This is a genomic window from Bacillus sp. FSL K6-1106 (assembly GCF_038005245.1).
Lineage (GTDB): Bacteria > Bacillota > Bacilli > Bacillales > Bacillaceae > Bacillus > Bacillus altitudinis.
Map to the genome: position 1 here is coordinate 395,363 of NZ_JBBOSV010000001.1, position 14,433 is coordinate 409,795.

The following is a 14,433-nucleotide window of genomic DNA, read 5'->3' on the forward strand; positions in this document are numbered from 1 at the left end:
GAGATTGTGAGGAGGAGAATGGAATGAAAAAATGGGTTCAACGGGTGGCTTGTTTTATGCTGCTGATCACTTTATGGGCGGGTTGGTTCACTCTGACTGTAAAGGCCTCCTCCTATGTGCAAACATCTGGTACACATTTTGTATTGAACAACCACCCATTTTACTTTGCTGGCACAAATAATTATTATTTCCATTACAAATCAAAAAAGATGGTAGATGCTGTTTTTGACGATATGAAGGCAATGGATTTAAAAGTTATTCGTATTTGGGGATTTCACGATGGTACCCCTCAAGAAAACTCAGTCTTACAATCTCGTCCAGGTGTTTATGAAGAATCCGGTTTTCAAAAACTAGACTATGCGATTTATAAAGCAGGGCAGGAAGGAATCAAGCTGGTCATCCCGCTCGTGAACAATTGGGATGACTTTGGCGGGATGAATCAATATGTGAAGTGGTTTCAGGCAGGATCACATGATCACTTTTATACAGATTCTCGGATTAAAACAGCTTACAAAAACTATGTGCGCTATGTATTAGAGAGAACCAATACGTACTCAGGTGTTCAATATAAAGATGATCCTGCTATTATGACATGGGAGCTCGCCAATGAGCCGCGCGCTCAGTCAGACCCTTCGGGAGATATACTAGTAAACTGGGCAGATGAAATGAGTGCATGGATCAAATCAATTGACTCGAATCACCTTGTTGCAGTAGGAGACGAAGGGTTCTTTCGCATGACAGGTCATGACGATTGGTTTTACAGTGGGGGAGAAGGTGTTGATTGGGATCGTTTGACTGCTCTCCCTCATATTGATTATGGAACCTATCATTTATACCCTGATCACTGGAATCAGTCTGCTGCATGGGGAGTGAAATGGATAAAAGATCATATCACCCGAGGAAACGCAATTGGCAAACCTGTTGTATTAGAAGAGTTTGGCTATCAAAATCAAGCAGCCCGTCCTGATGTATATGATAGCTGGCTGAAGACAATTGAACAGCTCGGAGGCGCAGGTAGCCAATTTTGGATTTTAACAAGCATTCAAGACGATGATTCCCTCTACCCGGATTATGACGGTTTTCGAGTTTTAAAGGAGAGCCGGGAGGCAGGAATCATTCGTGAACACGCCAAAAGAATGAATGAAAAGAACTGATGAAGAATGCCTGTTTATAAGGAACTTCATTTGCATAAAAAAATTGGATATGGTATAGTTTTTATGGAAATGCTAACGATTACCGAGACAAGAGTGGGGAAACCCGCTCTTTTGTATTGAACAGGCAATTTTTGTCTCGACATTATTCATCCGTTTTCTGCTCCCCCTGCTCACAATAAAGCAGGGTTTTTATGCAGAATGATTGATAAGAGCGTTTATCGAAAGCACAAGGAGGAAGAGAATGAGCAAAAAAGTAGTGGACATCGTAAGCGACATGGTACAGCCAATTTTAGATGGCTTACAGCTTGAACTCGTTGATGTTGAATTTGTCAAAGAGGGTCAAAACTGGTTCCTTCGCGTATTTATTGACTCTGACAAAGGCGTCGATATCGAGGAGTGTGCCAAAGTGAGCGAAGCCTTGAGCGAAAAGCTTGATGAGGCAGATCCAATTAGCCAAAACTACTTTCTTGAAGTGTCCTCTCCTGGAGCGGAGCGCCCATTAAAGAAAAAAGCTGATTTTGAAAAAGCACTTGGAAAAAATGTTTTCATGAAAACATACGAACCAATTGATGGTGAAAAGGCATTTGAAGGTGAGCTTACAAGCTTTGATGGTGAGATTGCAACAGTGACAGTGAAGATCAAGACAAGAAAGAAAGAGATCAATATTCCATACGAAAAAATTGCTAACGCAAGATTAGCAGTTTCGTTCAATTAACCTTTTCATTGATATAAGGGGGAACCATAAAAATGAGTAGTGAGTTGTTAGATGCCCTGACTGTTCTTGAGAAAGAGAAGGGCATTAGTAAAGAAATTATTATTGAAGCGATAGAAGCTGCACTCATTTCTGCATACAAGCGTAATTTTAACCAAGCACAAAATGTGCGTGTTGATTTAAACCGTGAAACGGGAACGATTCGCGTATTCGCAAGAAAAGATGTTGTAGATGAAGTGTATGATTCTCGCCTTGAAATCTCTGTAGATGATGCAGCAAATATCAACCCGAATTACATGGTTGGTGACGTGGTTGAAATTGAAGTCACACCAAAAGATTTCGGACGCATTGCAGCTCAGACAGCGAAACAAGTCGTGACGCAGCGAGTGAGAGAAGCAGAGCGAGGTGTGATTTACACTGAGTTTATCGATCGTGAGGAAGACATCATGACGGGAATCGTTCAGCGAATTGACAGTAAATTCATTTACGTGTCACTTGGCAAAATCGAAGCCCTTCTTCCGGTCAATGAACAAATGCCAAATGAGGACTACAAACCACATGACCGCATTAAAGTGTTCATTACGAAAGTAGAAAAAACAACAAAAGGACCACAAATTTATGTATCAAGAACACACCCAGGTCTTTTAAAGCGTTTATTTGAAATCGAAGTCCCAGAAATTTATGATGGTACTGTAGAGCTTAAATCTGTCGCTAGAGAAGCTGGGGACCGTTCTAAAATATCTGTTCGTACAGATGATCCTGATGTTGATCCAGTTGGTTCTTGTGTTGGACCTAAAGGTCAGCGTGTACAAGCAATTGTCAATGAGCTGAAAGGCGAAAAAATTGACATTGTCCATTGGTCTAATGACCCGGTTGAATTTGTTGCCAATGCGTTAAGTCCATCAAAAGTTCTTGATGTCATTGTAAATGAAGAAGATAAGGCGACAACTGTCATTGTCCCTGATTATCAGCTGTCATTAGCCATTGGCAAAAGAGGTCAAAATGCGCGTCTTGCAGCGAAACTAACGAGCTGGAAGATTGACATTAAAAGCGAAACAGATGCAAGAGAACTCGGTATTTTCCCAAGAACTGAAGACTCTGAATCTCTTTTCTTAGAGGCTGAACCAGTAGCTGAGGAATCTGACGAATAAGAGGTGATATAAAAGGTGAAAAGCCGAAAAAAAATCCCGCTTAGAAAATGCGTCGTGACGGGAGAAATGAAACCAAAGAAAGAACTGATTCGCGTTGTTCGTTCAAAAGAAGGTGAAGTGTCTGTTGACGCAACCGGAAAAATGAACGGGCGCGGCGCTTACCTTTCTCTCGATAAAGAAACCATTCTTGCGGCGAAGAACAAACGTAGTTTACAGCAGCAATTTCAGACACAGATTGACGAACACATTTTTGAAGAATTACTAGAACTAGCTGAAAAGGTGAAAAAACCTAATGACTGAATCTGAATGGTATCCTTTGCTTGGTCTAGCAAATCGAGCTCGTAAAGTCGTGTCAGGAGAAGATCTGGTGATCAAAGAAATTAGACATGCGCGTGCTAAGCTGGTTCTTCTTGCAGCAGATGCCTCATCCAACACAGAGAAAAAGGTATCTGACAAATGCAAATTTTACAATGTTCCGGTTAGAAAAGTTGAAGACCGTTCCGTTCTCGGACGTTCTATTGGGAAGGAAGCTCGCGTAGTTGTCGCTGTCACTGACCAAGGCTTCGCTAAGAAGCTCATAAGCTTGCTCGATTAATTTATTTGGGGGTGAACGAATGGCTAAAGTGAGAGTATATGAATACGCAAAAGCCATAGATGTTTCAAGTAAAGATATTATAGCAGCGCTTAAGGATATGAACGTGGAAGTGAACAACCACATGGCGACGCTTGAAGACGACACTGTGAAAAAGCTAGACGCTATCTATAAAAAAGCCAAAGCAAAAGAGACAGCTAACGAGAAACCCGCAGAACAAAAAAAACAATCATCTAACAAAAACAATGATAGAAAGAAGAATGACGTGCAGAATAATCAATTTAATAAAAACAAAAAAAACAACAACCAAAACAAAAACAAAAATAAACGTGGCGGCAACAACAAGGCGCAGCATCAGCAAGCAAGACCTGTGAAGCCGAAAAAAGAGCTTCCTGAAAAAATTGAATTTACAAATTCAATGACAGTCGGCCAGCTTGCTGACGAGCTTGGCAAAGAAACTGCTGAAATCATCAAAAAACTGATGATGCTTGGTGTCATGGCTACGATCAACCAAGAGCTCGACAAAGATACAGTCGAATTAATTGCTTCTGAATATGGTGTTCCAGTAGAAGAAGTGATCATTTTAGAAGAAACTGAACTTGAAAAGTATGAAGTTGAAGATAAAGAAGAAGATATGCAAGTACGCCCTCCAGTAGTAACGATCATGGGACACGTTGACCACGGGAAAACAACGCTTCTTGACAGCATTCGTAAAACGAAAGTTGTTGAAGGCGAAGCGGGTGGAATTACGCAGCATATTGGTGCATACCAAATTGAAGAAAACGGCAAGAAAATCACGTTCCTTGATACACCAGGACACGCAGCTTTCACTACGATGCGAGCACGTGGTGCTGAAGTAACAGATACGACGATCTTGGTCGTTGCAGCAGATGACGGTGTCATGCCGCAAACGATTGAAGCAATCAACCACGCAAAAGCGGCAGAGGTGCCAATCATTGTGGCTGTCAATAAAATTGACAAACCAACAGCGAACCCTGATCGTGTGATGCAGGAGTTAACTGAGCATGGTCTTGTACCAGAAGCTTGGGGCGGCGAAACGATTTTCGTTCCACTATCTGCGAAAACAGGTGAAGGCATTGACGAATTGATCGAAATGATCCTTCTTGTCAGCGAAGTAGCAGAACTAAAAGCCAACCCAAATCGTGCGGCAAAAGGAACTGTGATCGAGGCTGAGCTTGATAAAGGAAGAGGTTCTGTTGCAACCCTTCTCGTTCAAACTGGTACACTTCAAGTAGGTGACCCAATCGTTGTCGGAAATACATTTGGCCGTGTACGTGCAATGGTCAATGACATCGGACGCCGCGTGAAAACTGCAGGACCATCTACACCTGTTGAAATCACTGGTTTAAATGATGTACCGCATGCAGGGGATCAGTTCCTCGTATTCAAAGATGAAAAAACAGCTCGTCAAGTTGGTGAGGCGCGTGCATCTAAACAACTTGATGAACAGCGTTCAGACAAAGCGAAATTATCTCTCGATGACCTATTTGAGCAAATCAAACAAGGTGATGTGAAAGATATCAACTTAATCGTAAAAGCAGACGTACAAGGTTCTGCTGAAGCACTGACGGCAGCTCTTCAAAAAATTGAAGTAGAAGGCGTCAAAGTGAAAATCATCCATACGGGTGTTGGAGCGATTACAGAATCTGATATCATTTTAGCAAGTGCTTCTAATGCGATTGTGATTGGATTTAACGTACGTCCTGATGGCAATGCGAAGAGCACAGCTGAAACAGAAAACGTAGATATCCGCTTACACCGCATCATCTACAAAGTCATCGATGAAATTGAAGCTGCGATGAAAGGGATGCTTGACCCTGAATATGAAGAAAAAGTCATCGGTCAAGTTGAAGTTCGTCAAACGTTCAAAGTATCTAAAATCGGTACAATTGCTGGTGGCTATGTCACTGAAGGTACCATTACTAGAGACAGTGGTATCCGCTTAATTCGTGATGGCGTTGTCATCTTTGAAGGTGAAGTCGACGTATTAAAACGATTCAAAGACGATGTGAAAGAAGTTTCACAAGGCTACGAATGTGGTATTACCATTAAGAAATACAATGATATCCGTGAAGGTGATGTCATGGAATCATTCGTTATGCAAGAAATCGAAAGAAAATGATCGGTTATACCGAGTGTGAGTGTATGATCTATGATGCATCCTCACTGAAGGAAAAACGTGCGGTTCTGCAGCGTATCATGACAAGAACGCGCCATAAATTCAATGTGACCATTGCTGAAATGGACTATCAGGATACATGGCAGCGTACTTCGATCGGAATCGCCGTTATTTCCTCCTCCCGGGTTCAAGTGGAAAAGGAACTTCAGCGTGTGTTAAGCTTTATTGATTCTTTTCCGGAAATTGAACGAACGATCACGAAAACTGAGTGGTTTTAACTAGAGGTGATAAGATCATGAGTATGAGAGCAACCCGTGTGGGTGAGCAAATGAAAAAAGAATTAGGCGACATCCTTGGCAGAAAGCTAAAAGATCCAAGAATCGGCTTTTTGACTGTAACGGATGTTGAAGTATCCGGTGATTTGCAAATTGCCAAAGTCTACATTTCTGTTCTTGGCGACGAGAAGAAAAGAGAGGAAACCTTAAAAGGCCTTGCAAAGGCGAAAGGGTATATCCGCTCTGAAATTGGCAATCGAATTAGACTTCGCAAAACACCAGAGCTTCACTTTGAATTCGATGAGTCTGTAGATTACGGTAACCGAATTGAAAGCCTGATTGCTGAACTAAACACAAAAGATCACGAATAAGACGTTGAAATAAGGATAGGCGATGATCGTCTGTCCTTTTTCATCGTTTATGAAAGGAGAGAACGCAGGTGCAAAACGGTGTTCTTTTATTACATAAAGAAAGAGGCATGACCTCTCACGACTGTGTGTTTAAAGTGAGAAAGATTTTACACACAAAAAAAGTGGGACATACAGGGACACTCGATCCAGAGGTTTCAGGTGTTCTGCCTATTTGTATTGGACGAGCGACAAAAATTGTGGAGTACTTAACAGATAAATCGAAAACGTATGATGCGGAAATCACCATTGGATTTTCTACAACGACAGAAGACCAAACAGGTGAAGTAGTAGAAGAAAAAAAGGTGCCGGTACCGATGTCAGAAGATGACATTGATGCTGCGTTGAAACAATTTGAAGGAACCATTGAACAGATCCCCCCCATGTTTTCTGCTGTGAAAATTGGCGGAAAAAAGCTCTATGAATATGCAAGGCAAGGCATTGAAATTGAACGTCCAAGCCGTGAAATTACCATTCATCGTATCGAGCGGACAACACCTGTCACATTTGAAAATGGAAAGGTATCCTTTAGATTCACCGTCCTGTGTTCAAAAGGCACATATGTGAGAACGTTAGCCGTCGATATTGGAAAAAAACTTGGGTTTCCAGCCCACATGTCTCACCTCATTCGCATAGGATCTGGTGACTTTACGTTAGATGAATGTATCACTCTTGATGAGTTGCGGGAGATCAGCGAGGAAGGAACGGTTGAGGAACATCTTGTGCCGATCGAGCGTGCGCTCAATCATTTGCCGAAATGGGAGATAAATGATACATTAGCAAGTAAAGTGGAAAACGGTGCAGTCCTACCTATGCCTGATGAATTTGCTCATTTTGCAGAGGAAGATCGTGTCGCTGTCTTTGCTCCTTCAGGCCGTTGTATGGCGATTTATATGAAGCACCCGACCAAACAGAACCTGATGAAGCCGGCGAAGATTTTATCACAGGACAAGCAATCTTAAAGAAAAGGTGACCATCTCGTGAAGACTATACATATTTCACACCCACATACATTGAATCAAAAGGATCAAGTCCCGTCTGTGATGGCTTTAGGGTATTTTGACGGTGTTCACCTCGGACACCAAAAAGTGATTGATGCAGCGAAAAACATTGCGGAAAAAGAGGGTTTAGCTCTAGCTGTCATGACTTTTCATCCGCATCCATCACATGTTCTGCAAAAAGCACGTGAACCAAAAGACTTAATCACACCGCTTGAGGATAAGATTGATTTTATCGAACAATTAGGTGCTGACTACTTATACATTGTGCAATTCAGCGAAAGCTTTGCAGCACTGTCTCCTCAAGAGTTTGTCGATCAATATTTGGACGAACTGAATGTGAAGCATGCAGTCGCTGGTTTCGATTTTACCTTCGGCCGGTTTGGTGCAGGCACAATGGAAACGTTTGACGAATACGGGAAAGGGCGGATTGCTGCGACCATTGTACCTAAGCTTTCCAACCAAGACCGGAAAGTCAGCTCGACCCTTATACGTTCCGCATTGAAAAATGGAGACGTTGAATATGTGAGTGAGCTTTTAGGGAAACCGTATCAGCTGCGCGGCATTGTGATTCATGGAGATAAACGAGGACGCACGATTGGCTTCCCAACCGCCAATGTTGGTTTATCTGCTGAATACATCATCCCGCCAACAGGCGTATATGCAGTGAGAGCGGAAGTGAAAGGCAAGGTGTATGACGGTGTTTGTAACGTTGGCTACAAACCAACATTTTATGAAAAACGTCCTGATCAGCCTGCGATTGAAGTGAACCTTTTTGATTTTAACGAAGAAATTTATGGTGAACCGATTAAATTACAGTGGTACAAACGGATTCGCAGTGAACAAAAATTTAACGGTATCCAAGAATTAACGGCTCAAATTAGTCAAGATAAAGAAGAAGCGATTCAGTTTTTTCAAGATCATCTTCATTAAACAAAAAAATCGCAGAAAAACCGCTCTATCATTTGCAAAATCGGCATATTTTTAGTATGATAATTCCTGTAGCTTTAAAACCACTTACTTGGCAGGCCGACTTCACCGACGGTTGCGAGGTAGATGGGGCTAACATGATTTGGAGGTGAAACAGGATGGCTATTACTCAAGAGCGTAAAACTCAATTAATTAATGAGTTCAAAACACACGAATCTGATACTGGATCTCCAGAAGTTCAGATCGCTGTCCTAACAGAATCAATTAACAACTTGAACGAGCATTTACGTACTCATAAGAAAGATCACCACTCACGTCGCGGTCTTTTGAAAATGGTAGGTAGACGTCGTAATCTTCTTACGTATCTACGTAATAAAGACGTAACTCGTTACCGTGAGTTAATTAACAAACTAGGCTTACGTCGATAATCGTAAAAAGCGGGAGGATTCCCGCTTTTTTATCGTATAATCACTAATATTTTATGGTTAAAATGTTGAAAGAATGGCAAAAACCCTTCTACATACAGCTTTCACATTGATATGTGAAAATCATTTTGTTCATAATAAGAAATAACCTAAAAACTTTACGACAAGAGAGGAGTTTATCTCAGAATGGGACAAGAGAAACAAGTCTTCACCATAGACTGGGCTGGACGTCAACTGACAGTTGAAACTGGCCAGCTTGCAAAGCAAGCAAACGGAGCGGTTCTCGTACGCTACGGAGATACGGCTGTGCTTAGCTCAGCAACAGCTTCTAAAGAACCAAAACCACTTGATTTTTTCCCGCTCACTGTAAACTACGAAGAAAGATTATATGCAGTTGGTAAAATTCCTGGTGGTTTCATTAAAAGAGAAGGCCGCCCAAGTGAAAAAGCAATCCTTGCGAGCCGCTTAATTGACAGACCGATCCGTCCACTATTTGCAGACGGATTTAGAAATGAAGTACAAGTCATTAGTATTGTCATGAGTGTGGATCAAGATTGTTCATCTGAAATGGCTGCAATGTTTGGCTCATCTTTAGCTTTATGTGTGTCTGACATTCCATTTGAGGGACCAATCGCTGGCGTGACAGTAGGACGAGTAGATGGAAAACTCATCATCAACCCAAATGTTGAGCAGCTTGAACAAAGTGATATCAACCTTGTTGTAGCTGGAACAAAAGATGCAATCAACATGGTAGAGGCTGGTGCTGATGAAGTACCAGAAGAAACAATGCTTGAAGCCATCATGTACGGCCATCAAGAGATCAAACGCTTAATCGAATTCCAAGAAGAAATTGTGAAAGCTGTCGGTAAAGAAAAAATCGATATTCCTTTATATGAAGTCGATCAAGCATTAGCAGAGGAAGTAAAACAACTTGCTGAAGCGGATCTACTGAAAGCGATTCAAGTACATGAGAAGCATGCTCGTGAAGATGCCATCAGTGCTGTGAAAAAAGCTGTTGTTCAAAAATTTGAAGAAGAAGAGCGTGACGAAGCAACGATTAAACAAGCGAAGGATGTCTTAAATAAGCTTGTGAAAAACGAAGTTCGCCGCCTTATTACTGAAGAGAAAGTACGTCCAGATGGACGCGGCGTCGATCAAATCCGTCCACTTTCTTCAGAAGTAGGTCTTCTTCCAAGAACGCACGGTTCAGGATTGTTTACAAGAGGCCAAACACAGGCACTCAGTATTTGTACATTAGGTGCACTTGGTGATGTACAGATTCTTGATGGTCTTGGTGTTGAAGAGTCTAAGCGATTCATGCACCATTATAACTTCCCGCAATTCAGTGTTGGTGAGACCGGCCCAATGCGTGGTCCAGGCCGTCGTGAGATTGGACATGGTGCGCTAGGCGAACGTGCATTAGAGCCAGTCATTCCATCTGAAAAAGATTTCCCTTATACGGTTCGTCTTGTGTCTGAGGTGTTAGAATCAAATGGTTCTACTTCACAAGCAAGTATTTGTGCGAGCACACTTGCGATGATGGATGCAGGTGTTCCAATTAAAGCACCAGTTGCAGGGATTGCAATGGGACTTGTTAAATCTGGTGAATACTACACAGTGCTGACAGACATTCAAGGAATGGAAGATGCACTTGGAGATATGGACTTTAAAGTAGCAGGTACATCTAAAGGTGTAACAGCGCTTCAAATGGACATTAAAATCGATGGTCTATCAAAAGACATTTTAGAAGAAGCACTTCAACAAGCGAAAAAAGGAAGAATGGAAATTTTAGATAGCATGCTGTCAACGATTCCAGCTTCTAGAGGAGAATTGTCACGTTATGCACCAAAAATCTTAACGATGACAATCAATCCAGATAAAATCCGCGATGTCATTGGACCAAGCGGTAAACAAATCAATAAAATCATTGAAGATACCGGTGTGAAAATTGATATTGAACAAGACGGTACAATCTTTATCTCTTCTACTGAAGAAGACATGAACCAAAAAGCGAAGAAAATCATTGAAGATCTTGTCAGAGAAGTTGAAGTTGGCCAACTTTACTTAGGTAAAGTAAAACGTATTGAAAAATTCGGTGCCTTCCTTGAAATCTTCAGCGGCAAAGATGGACTTGTTCATATTTCTGAGCTTGCACTTGAACGTGTTGGCAAAGTAGAAGATGTCGTGAAGATTGGTGACGAGCTACTCGTTAAAGTCACTGAGATCGATAAACAAGGCCGTGTGAACCTTTCTCGTAAAGCTGTTTTACGTGAAGAAAAGGAAAAAGAAGAAAAGCAGTCTTAATGAGAACAAATAAAATGTGTTAGAAGCCAGGTATCCGTGCCAGGCTTCTTTCTTTTCTTGTGCGTAACAATAGTTCTAGCTTGTTTCTCCCTATCATAATTTGTGGTAAAGGGGAGGGACAACCATTGAAAAAAACGATACCATTCTTTGTGTTTGTATTTTTACTGCTCGTGTCATATCAAACGATGAAGCAGCCGGCTGCTGTTACATATATGAATTCAATGAAAGAGCACGCCGAGGTAGCATCTGTTTCAAAAGATATTCTGTATCAAGAGATCGAATCGAAGTCTTCTGACTATGAAGAGAAGCCGCAAAATGCTAAGATTGATAAAGTGTGGAAAAAGATGCCTGGTTTAAATGGACAGACAGTCGATATCGATGCTTCTTACGAAAAAATGAAAAAACAGGGCTCTTTCGATGAAAAGCTGCTTGTTTTTAAAGAAACAAAACCATCTGTCCATTTACATGAACTTGGTGCTGAACCTATCTATAAGGGACATCCAGACAAAAAGATGAATGCATTCCTGATCAATGTAGCTTGGGGCGACGAGCATTTAACAAAGATGTTGAATACACTAGAAAAGCATCAAGTGAAGGCAACCTTTTTCTTAGAAGGCAAATGGGTGAAAAACAGTCCAGACCTTGCTAAAAAAATCGTGGCAGATGGTCATGAAATTGGAAATCATTCATACAATCACCCGGATATGCGCACACTGACAAGAGAACGAGCATTAGAGCAGATGATTAAAACAAATCGCCAAATTGAAGAATCCCTTGGGAAAAAACCGATATGGTTTGCGCCTCCAAGTGGCAGCTTTAAAGAAGAAACAGTAAAGCTTGCGAAACAAGAAGGAATGGAAACCATTATGTGGACAGTAGACACGATCGACTGGCAAAAACCATCACCAGCTGTATTACAAAAACGAGTGCTTGGGAAAATTCACAATGGGGCGATGATATTAATGCATCCAACAGACGCAACAGCGAGAAGTCTTGACGCACTTATCACTCAAATCAAAGAAAGAGGATATGAATTAGGAACGGTTTCTGACCTCCTAAGTGAAAAAAGACATCCGTGATGCGATCTGTTTGTTGAATAGGAGGAGCAAAACTTGGTCAAAACGTATACATGCCAAAACGGAGTAAGAATTGTACTTGAAAACAATCCCACTGTAAGGTCTGTCGCAATTGGCGTCTGGATTGGAACAGGTTCTAGACATGAGACACCAGAAGTAAATGGGATCTCACACTTTTTAGAGCATATGTTCTTTAAAGGAACAAAGACGAGATCTGCACGTGATATCGCAGAATCCTTTGACCGCATTGGTGGTCAAGTGAATGCCTTTACGTCAAAAGAATATACTTGCTATTATGCAAAGGTACTTGATTCACATGCTGGGTATGCCCTCGATGTGTTGAGTGACATGTTTTTCAACTCTGCTTTTGACGAAGAAGAGCTGAAGAAAGAAAAAAATGTGGTCTATGAAGAAATTAAAATGTATGAAGATACTCCTGATGACATCGTTCATGATTTGTTAAGCAAAGCCATTTACGGTGATCATTCATTAGGTTATCCGATTTTAGGGACAGAGGAAACACTCTCTACTTTTAACGGTGATTCCCTTCGAAAATATATGGACGAATTCTATACGCCGGATCGCGTCGTCATCTCTGTTGCAGGGAACGTCGATGACACCTTCATTCGTGAGGTCGAAACATTATTTGGCTCGTACGAAGGAAAGGGGAAAAAGCAGCCTGTCGAAGCACCGCAATTCCACTATGACAAACTGACACGCAAAAAGGAAACAGAACAGGCGCATCTTTGCATGGGCTTTAACGGACTTCCTGCTGGAGATCAGGGCATCTATGACTTAATCGTCTTAAATAATGTTCTAGGCGGTAGCATGAGCAGCCGGTTGTTCCAAGATGTAAGAGAAGATAAAGGACTTGCGTATTCTGTATTCAGCTATCATAGTTCATTTGCAGATAACGGAATGCTGACGATCTATGGTGGAACTGGAGCGAAACAGCTGAATCTGCTATCTGAAACCATCTTACAAACATTAGACGTCTTAAAACGTGAGGGAATTACGCAGAAAGAACTTGAAAACTCTAAGGAGCAAATGAAAGGCAACCTCATGCTTAGTCTTGAAAGCACAAACAGCAAGATGAGCCGAAATGGTAAAAATGAATTACTCCTTGGCAAACATCGTACGCTTGATGAAATTATTGATGAAATCAATCGCGTCTCATTAGACGGCGTGAACAATTTATCGAAAAGAATCTTTACAGAAGATTATGCCCTCTCGCTTATTAGTCCAACGGGTGATCAGCCATCATAATGTAAACAACACGGCAGACTTCTCAAGAGGTCTGCCGTTTATTGTATACCAAGAAGAAAGGGGCTCTGCGTTCATGAAACACGAAAAACTGAAACAGCTATCTCCGCTTCTTAAACAAGCCATCTCTTTCCAGCCGATGACATCTGGATTTTCGGGAGACCGCACCTTTTTGGTCATAACGCCTAGTGAAAAGCTAGTACTCAAGCTATCAGACATTCAGAAATATTCCAGTTTGAAAAAGAAAGCGTCCATTCAGCAGAAGTTAAAAAATCGAGGCGTTATTTGTTCTGAAGTGATGGAGGTCGGAGTGAGTGCTGAACAAAACTGTACCTTTCGTATTTTTCCATTTATCGAAGGAGAGATTGCTAGAGCATCCATTCATCTGCTCACAGAAGAAGAGCAGTATGAAATCGGAAGGCGGGCAGGCAGAGACTTGAGTATCATGCATACATGCGATGCCCCTTTTTATGCAGCCCCCTGGGATAAGAAGGTATTAGCGAAACATGAACGGTATGTACATGCCTATCAATCAAGCGGAGTGACCTTTTCCCATGATCAGTTCGTATTAGATTTTATTCAGTCACATGCTGATGCGGTAAAAGGGAGGCCAAACCAGTTCCAGCATGATGATTTTCATTTAGGGAATATCATTATACAGCGTCATCAATATGCTGGGGCGATCGACTTTGATCAATCCGACTGGGGCGATCCGATTCATGACTTTTATAAACTGTCTTTATTTAGTCGAGAAAGAAGCATTCCATTTTCAGCCGGGCAATTGGATGCCTATTTAAGTACGCAGACAACACATGATTTTTGGCTTCTTTTTTCCATCTATACAGCCATGAGCTGTTTTTCTTCTATTGTTTGGACGTTATCCTATGACCCGGGGCATGTAAAAGACATGGTGAATCGAGTGGAGAGAATGCTGACAGACCATAAGCGTTTTACTCAACTGACGCCAGTTTGGTATACAGATTGGCTTCATTCGTGACGTGTAGAA

15 protein-coding genes are annotated in these 14,433 nt (G+C 41.6%); all 15 read left to right on the top strand.

The features are described from left to right. The first annotated feature begins 23 nt into the window (after positions 1-23). The 15 genes from MHI20_RS02040 (at position 24) to MHI20_RS02110 (ending at position 14,424) form a co-directional block, all read left to right on the top strand. Positions 24-1,154: a glycoside hydrolase 5 family protein gene (locus MHI20_RS02040; protein ID WP_168948683.1), complete on the top strand. Its 1,131-nt coding sequence runs from the start codon at positions 24-26 to the stop codon at positions 1,152-1,154. Positions 1,155-1,395: 241 nt separating this feature from the next. Then, positions 1,396-1,869: a ribosome maturation factor RimP gene (gene rimP, locus MHI20_RS02045; RefSeq protein WP_008344744.1), complete on the top strand. Its 474-nt coding sequence runs from the start codon at positions 1,396-1,398 to the stop codon at positions 1,867-1,869. 32 nt (positions 1,870-1,901) lie between these two features. Next, positions 1,902-3,017, top strand: a complete 1,116-nt coding sequence (gene nusA / locus MHI20_RS02050) for a transcription termination factor NusA (protein ID WP_007499530.1) — start codon at positions 1,902-1,904, stop codon at positions 3,015-3,017. 15 nt (positions 3,018-3,032) lie between these two features. Next, on the top strand, positions 3,033-3,317 hold the full coding sequence (gene rnpM / locus MHI20_RS02055) for an RNase P modulator RnpM (RefSeq protein ID WP_008344742.1): 285 nt from the start codon (positions 3,033-3,035) through the stop codon (positions 3,315-3,317). After that, positions 3,310-3,612: a YlxQ family RNA-binding protein gene (locus MHI20_RS02060; protein WP_007499528.1), complete on the top strand. Its 303-nt coding sequence runs from the start codon at positions 3,310-3,312 to the stop codon at positions 3,610-3,612. The genes rnpM and MHI20_RS02060 overlap by 8 nt, the downstream gene beginning before the upstream one ends. A 19-nt stretch (positions 3,613-3,631) precedes the next feature. After that, positions 3,632-5,752: a translation initiation factor IF-2 gene (gene infB / locus MHI20_RS02065; protein ID WP_007499526.1), complete on the top strand. Its 2,121-nt coding sequence runs from the start codon at positions 3,632-3,634 to the stop codon at positions 5,750-5,752. Beyond that, complete coding sequence (locus MHI20_RS02070; RefSeq protein WP_017359071.1) at positions 5,749-6,027, top strand: DUF503 domain-containing protein; 279 nt, start codon at positions 5,749-5,751, stop codon at positions 6,025-6,027. The genes infB and MHI20_RS02070 overlap by 4 nt, the downstream gene beginning before the upstream one ends. A gap of 17 nt (positions 6,028-6,044) precedes the next feature. Further along, the gene (gene rbfA, locus MHI20_RS02075; protein ID WP_007499525.1) at positions 6,045-6,395 is read left to right on the top strand and encodes a 30S ribosome-binding factor RbfA; all 351 of its coding nucleotides are present in this window, start codon (positions 6,045-6,047) and stop codon (positions 6,393-6,395) included. 68 nt (positions 6,396-6,463) lie between these two features. Further along, positions 6,464-7,393, top strand: coding sequence for a tRNA pseudouridine(55) synthase TruB (gene truB / locus MHI20_RS02080; protein WP_024720372.1), 930 nt, complete (start codon positions 6,464-6,466; stop codon positions 7,391-7,393). A gap of 18 nt (positions 7,394-7,411) precedes the next feature. Then, on the top strand, positions 7,412-8,362 hold the full coding sequence (gene ribF, locus MHI20_RS02085) for a bifunctional riboflavin kinase/FAD synthetase (protein WP_017359069.1): 951 nt from the start codon (positions 7,412-7,414) through the stop codon (positions 8,360-8,362). A gap of 155 nt (positions 8,363-8,517) precedes the next feature. Beyond that, entirely contained in the window at positions 8,518-8,787 is a 270-nt protein-coding gene (gene rpsO, locus MHI20_RS02090) for a 30S ribosomal protein S15 (RefSeq protein WP_008354438.1), read from the top strand. Between the two features lie 183 nt (positions 8,788-8,970). Then, positions 8,971-11,088: a polyribonucleotide nucleotidyltransferase gene (gene pnp, locus MHI20_RS02095; protein WP_007499522.1), complete on the top strand. Its 2,118-nt coding sequence runs from the start codon at positions 8,971-8,973 to the stop codon at positions 11,086-11,088. Positions 11,089-11,213: 125 nt separating this feature from the next. Next, entirely contained in the window at positions 11,214-12,167 is a 954-nt protein-coding gene (locus MHI20_RS02100; RefSeq protein WP_017359068.1) for a polysaccharide deacetylase family protein, read from the top strand. Positions 12,168-12,200: 33 nt separating this feature from the next. After that, complete coding sequence (locus tag MHI20_RS02105; protein WP_007499520.1) at positions 12,201-13,430, top strand: M16 family metallopeptidase; 1,230 nt, start codon at positions 12,201-12,203, stop codon at positions 13,428-13,430. Between the two features lie 73 nt (positions 13,431-13,503). Then, positions 13,504-14,424 (top strand): aminoglycoside phosphotransferase family protein, encoded by a 921-nt coding sequence (locus tag MHI20_RS02110; protein ID WP_024720373.1) that lies wholly within the window; start codon positions 13,504-13,506, stop codon positions 14,422-14,424. The last annotated feature ends 9 nt before the right edge of the window (positions 14,425-14,433 follow it).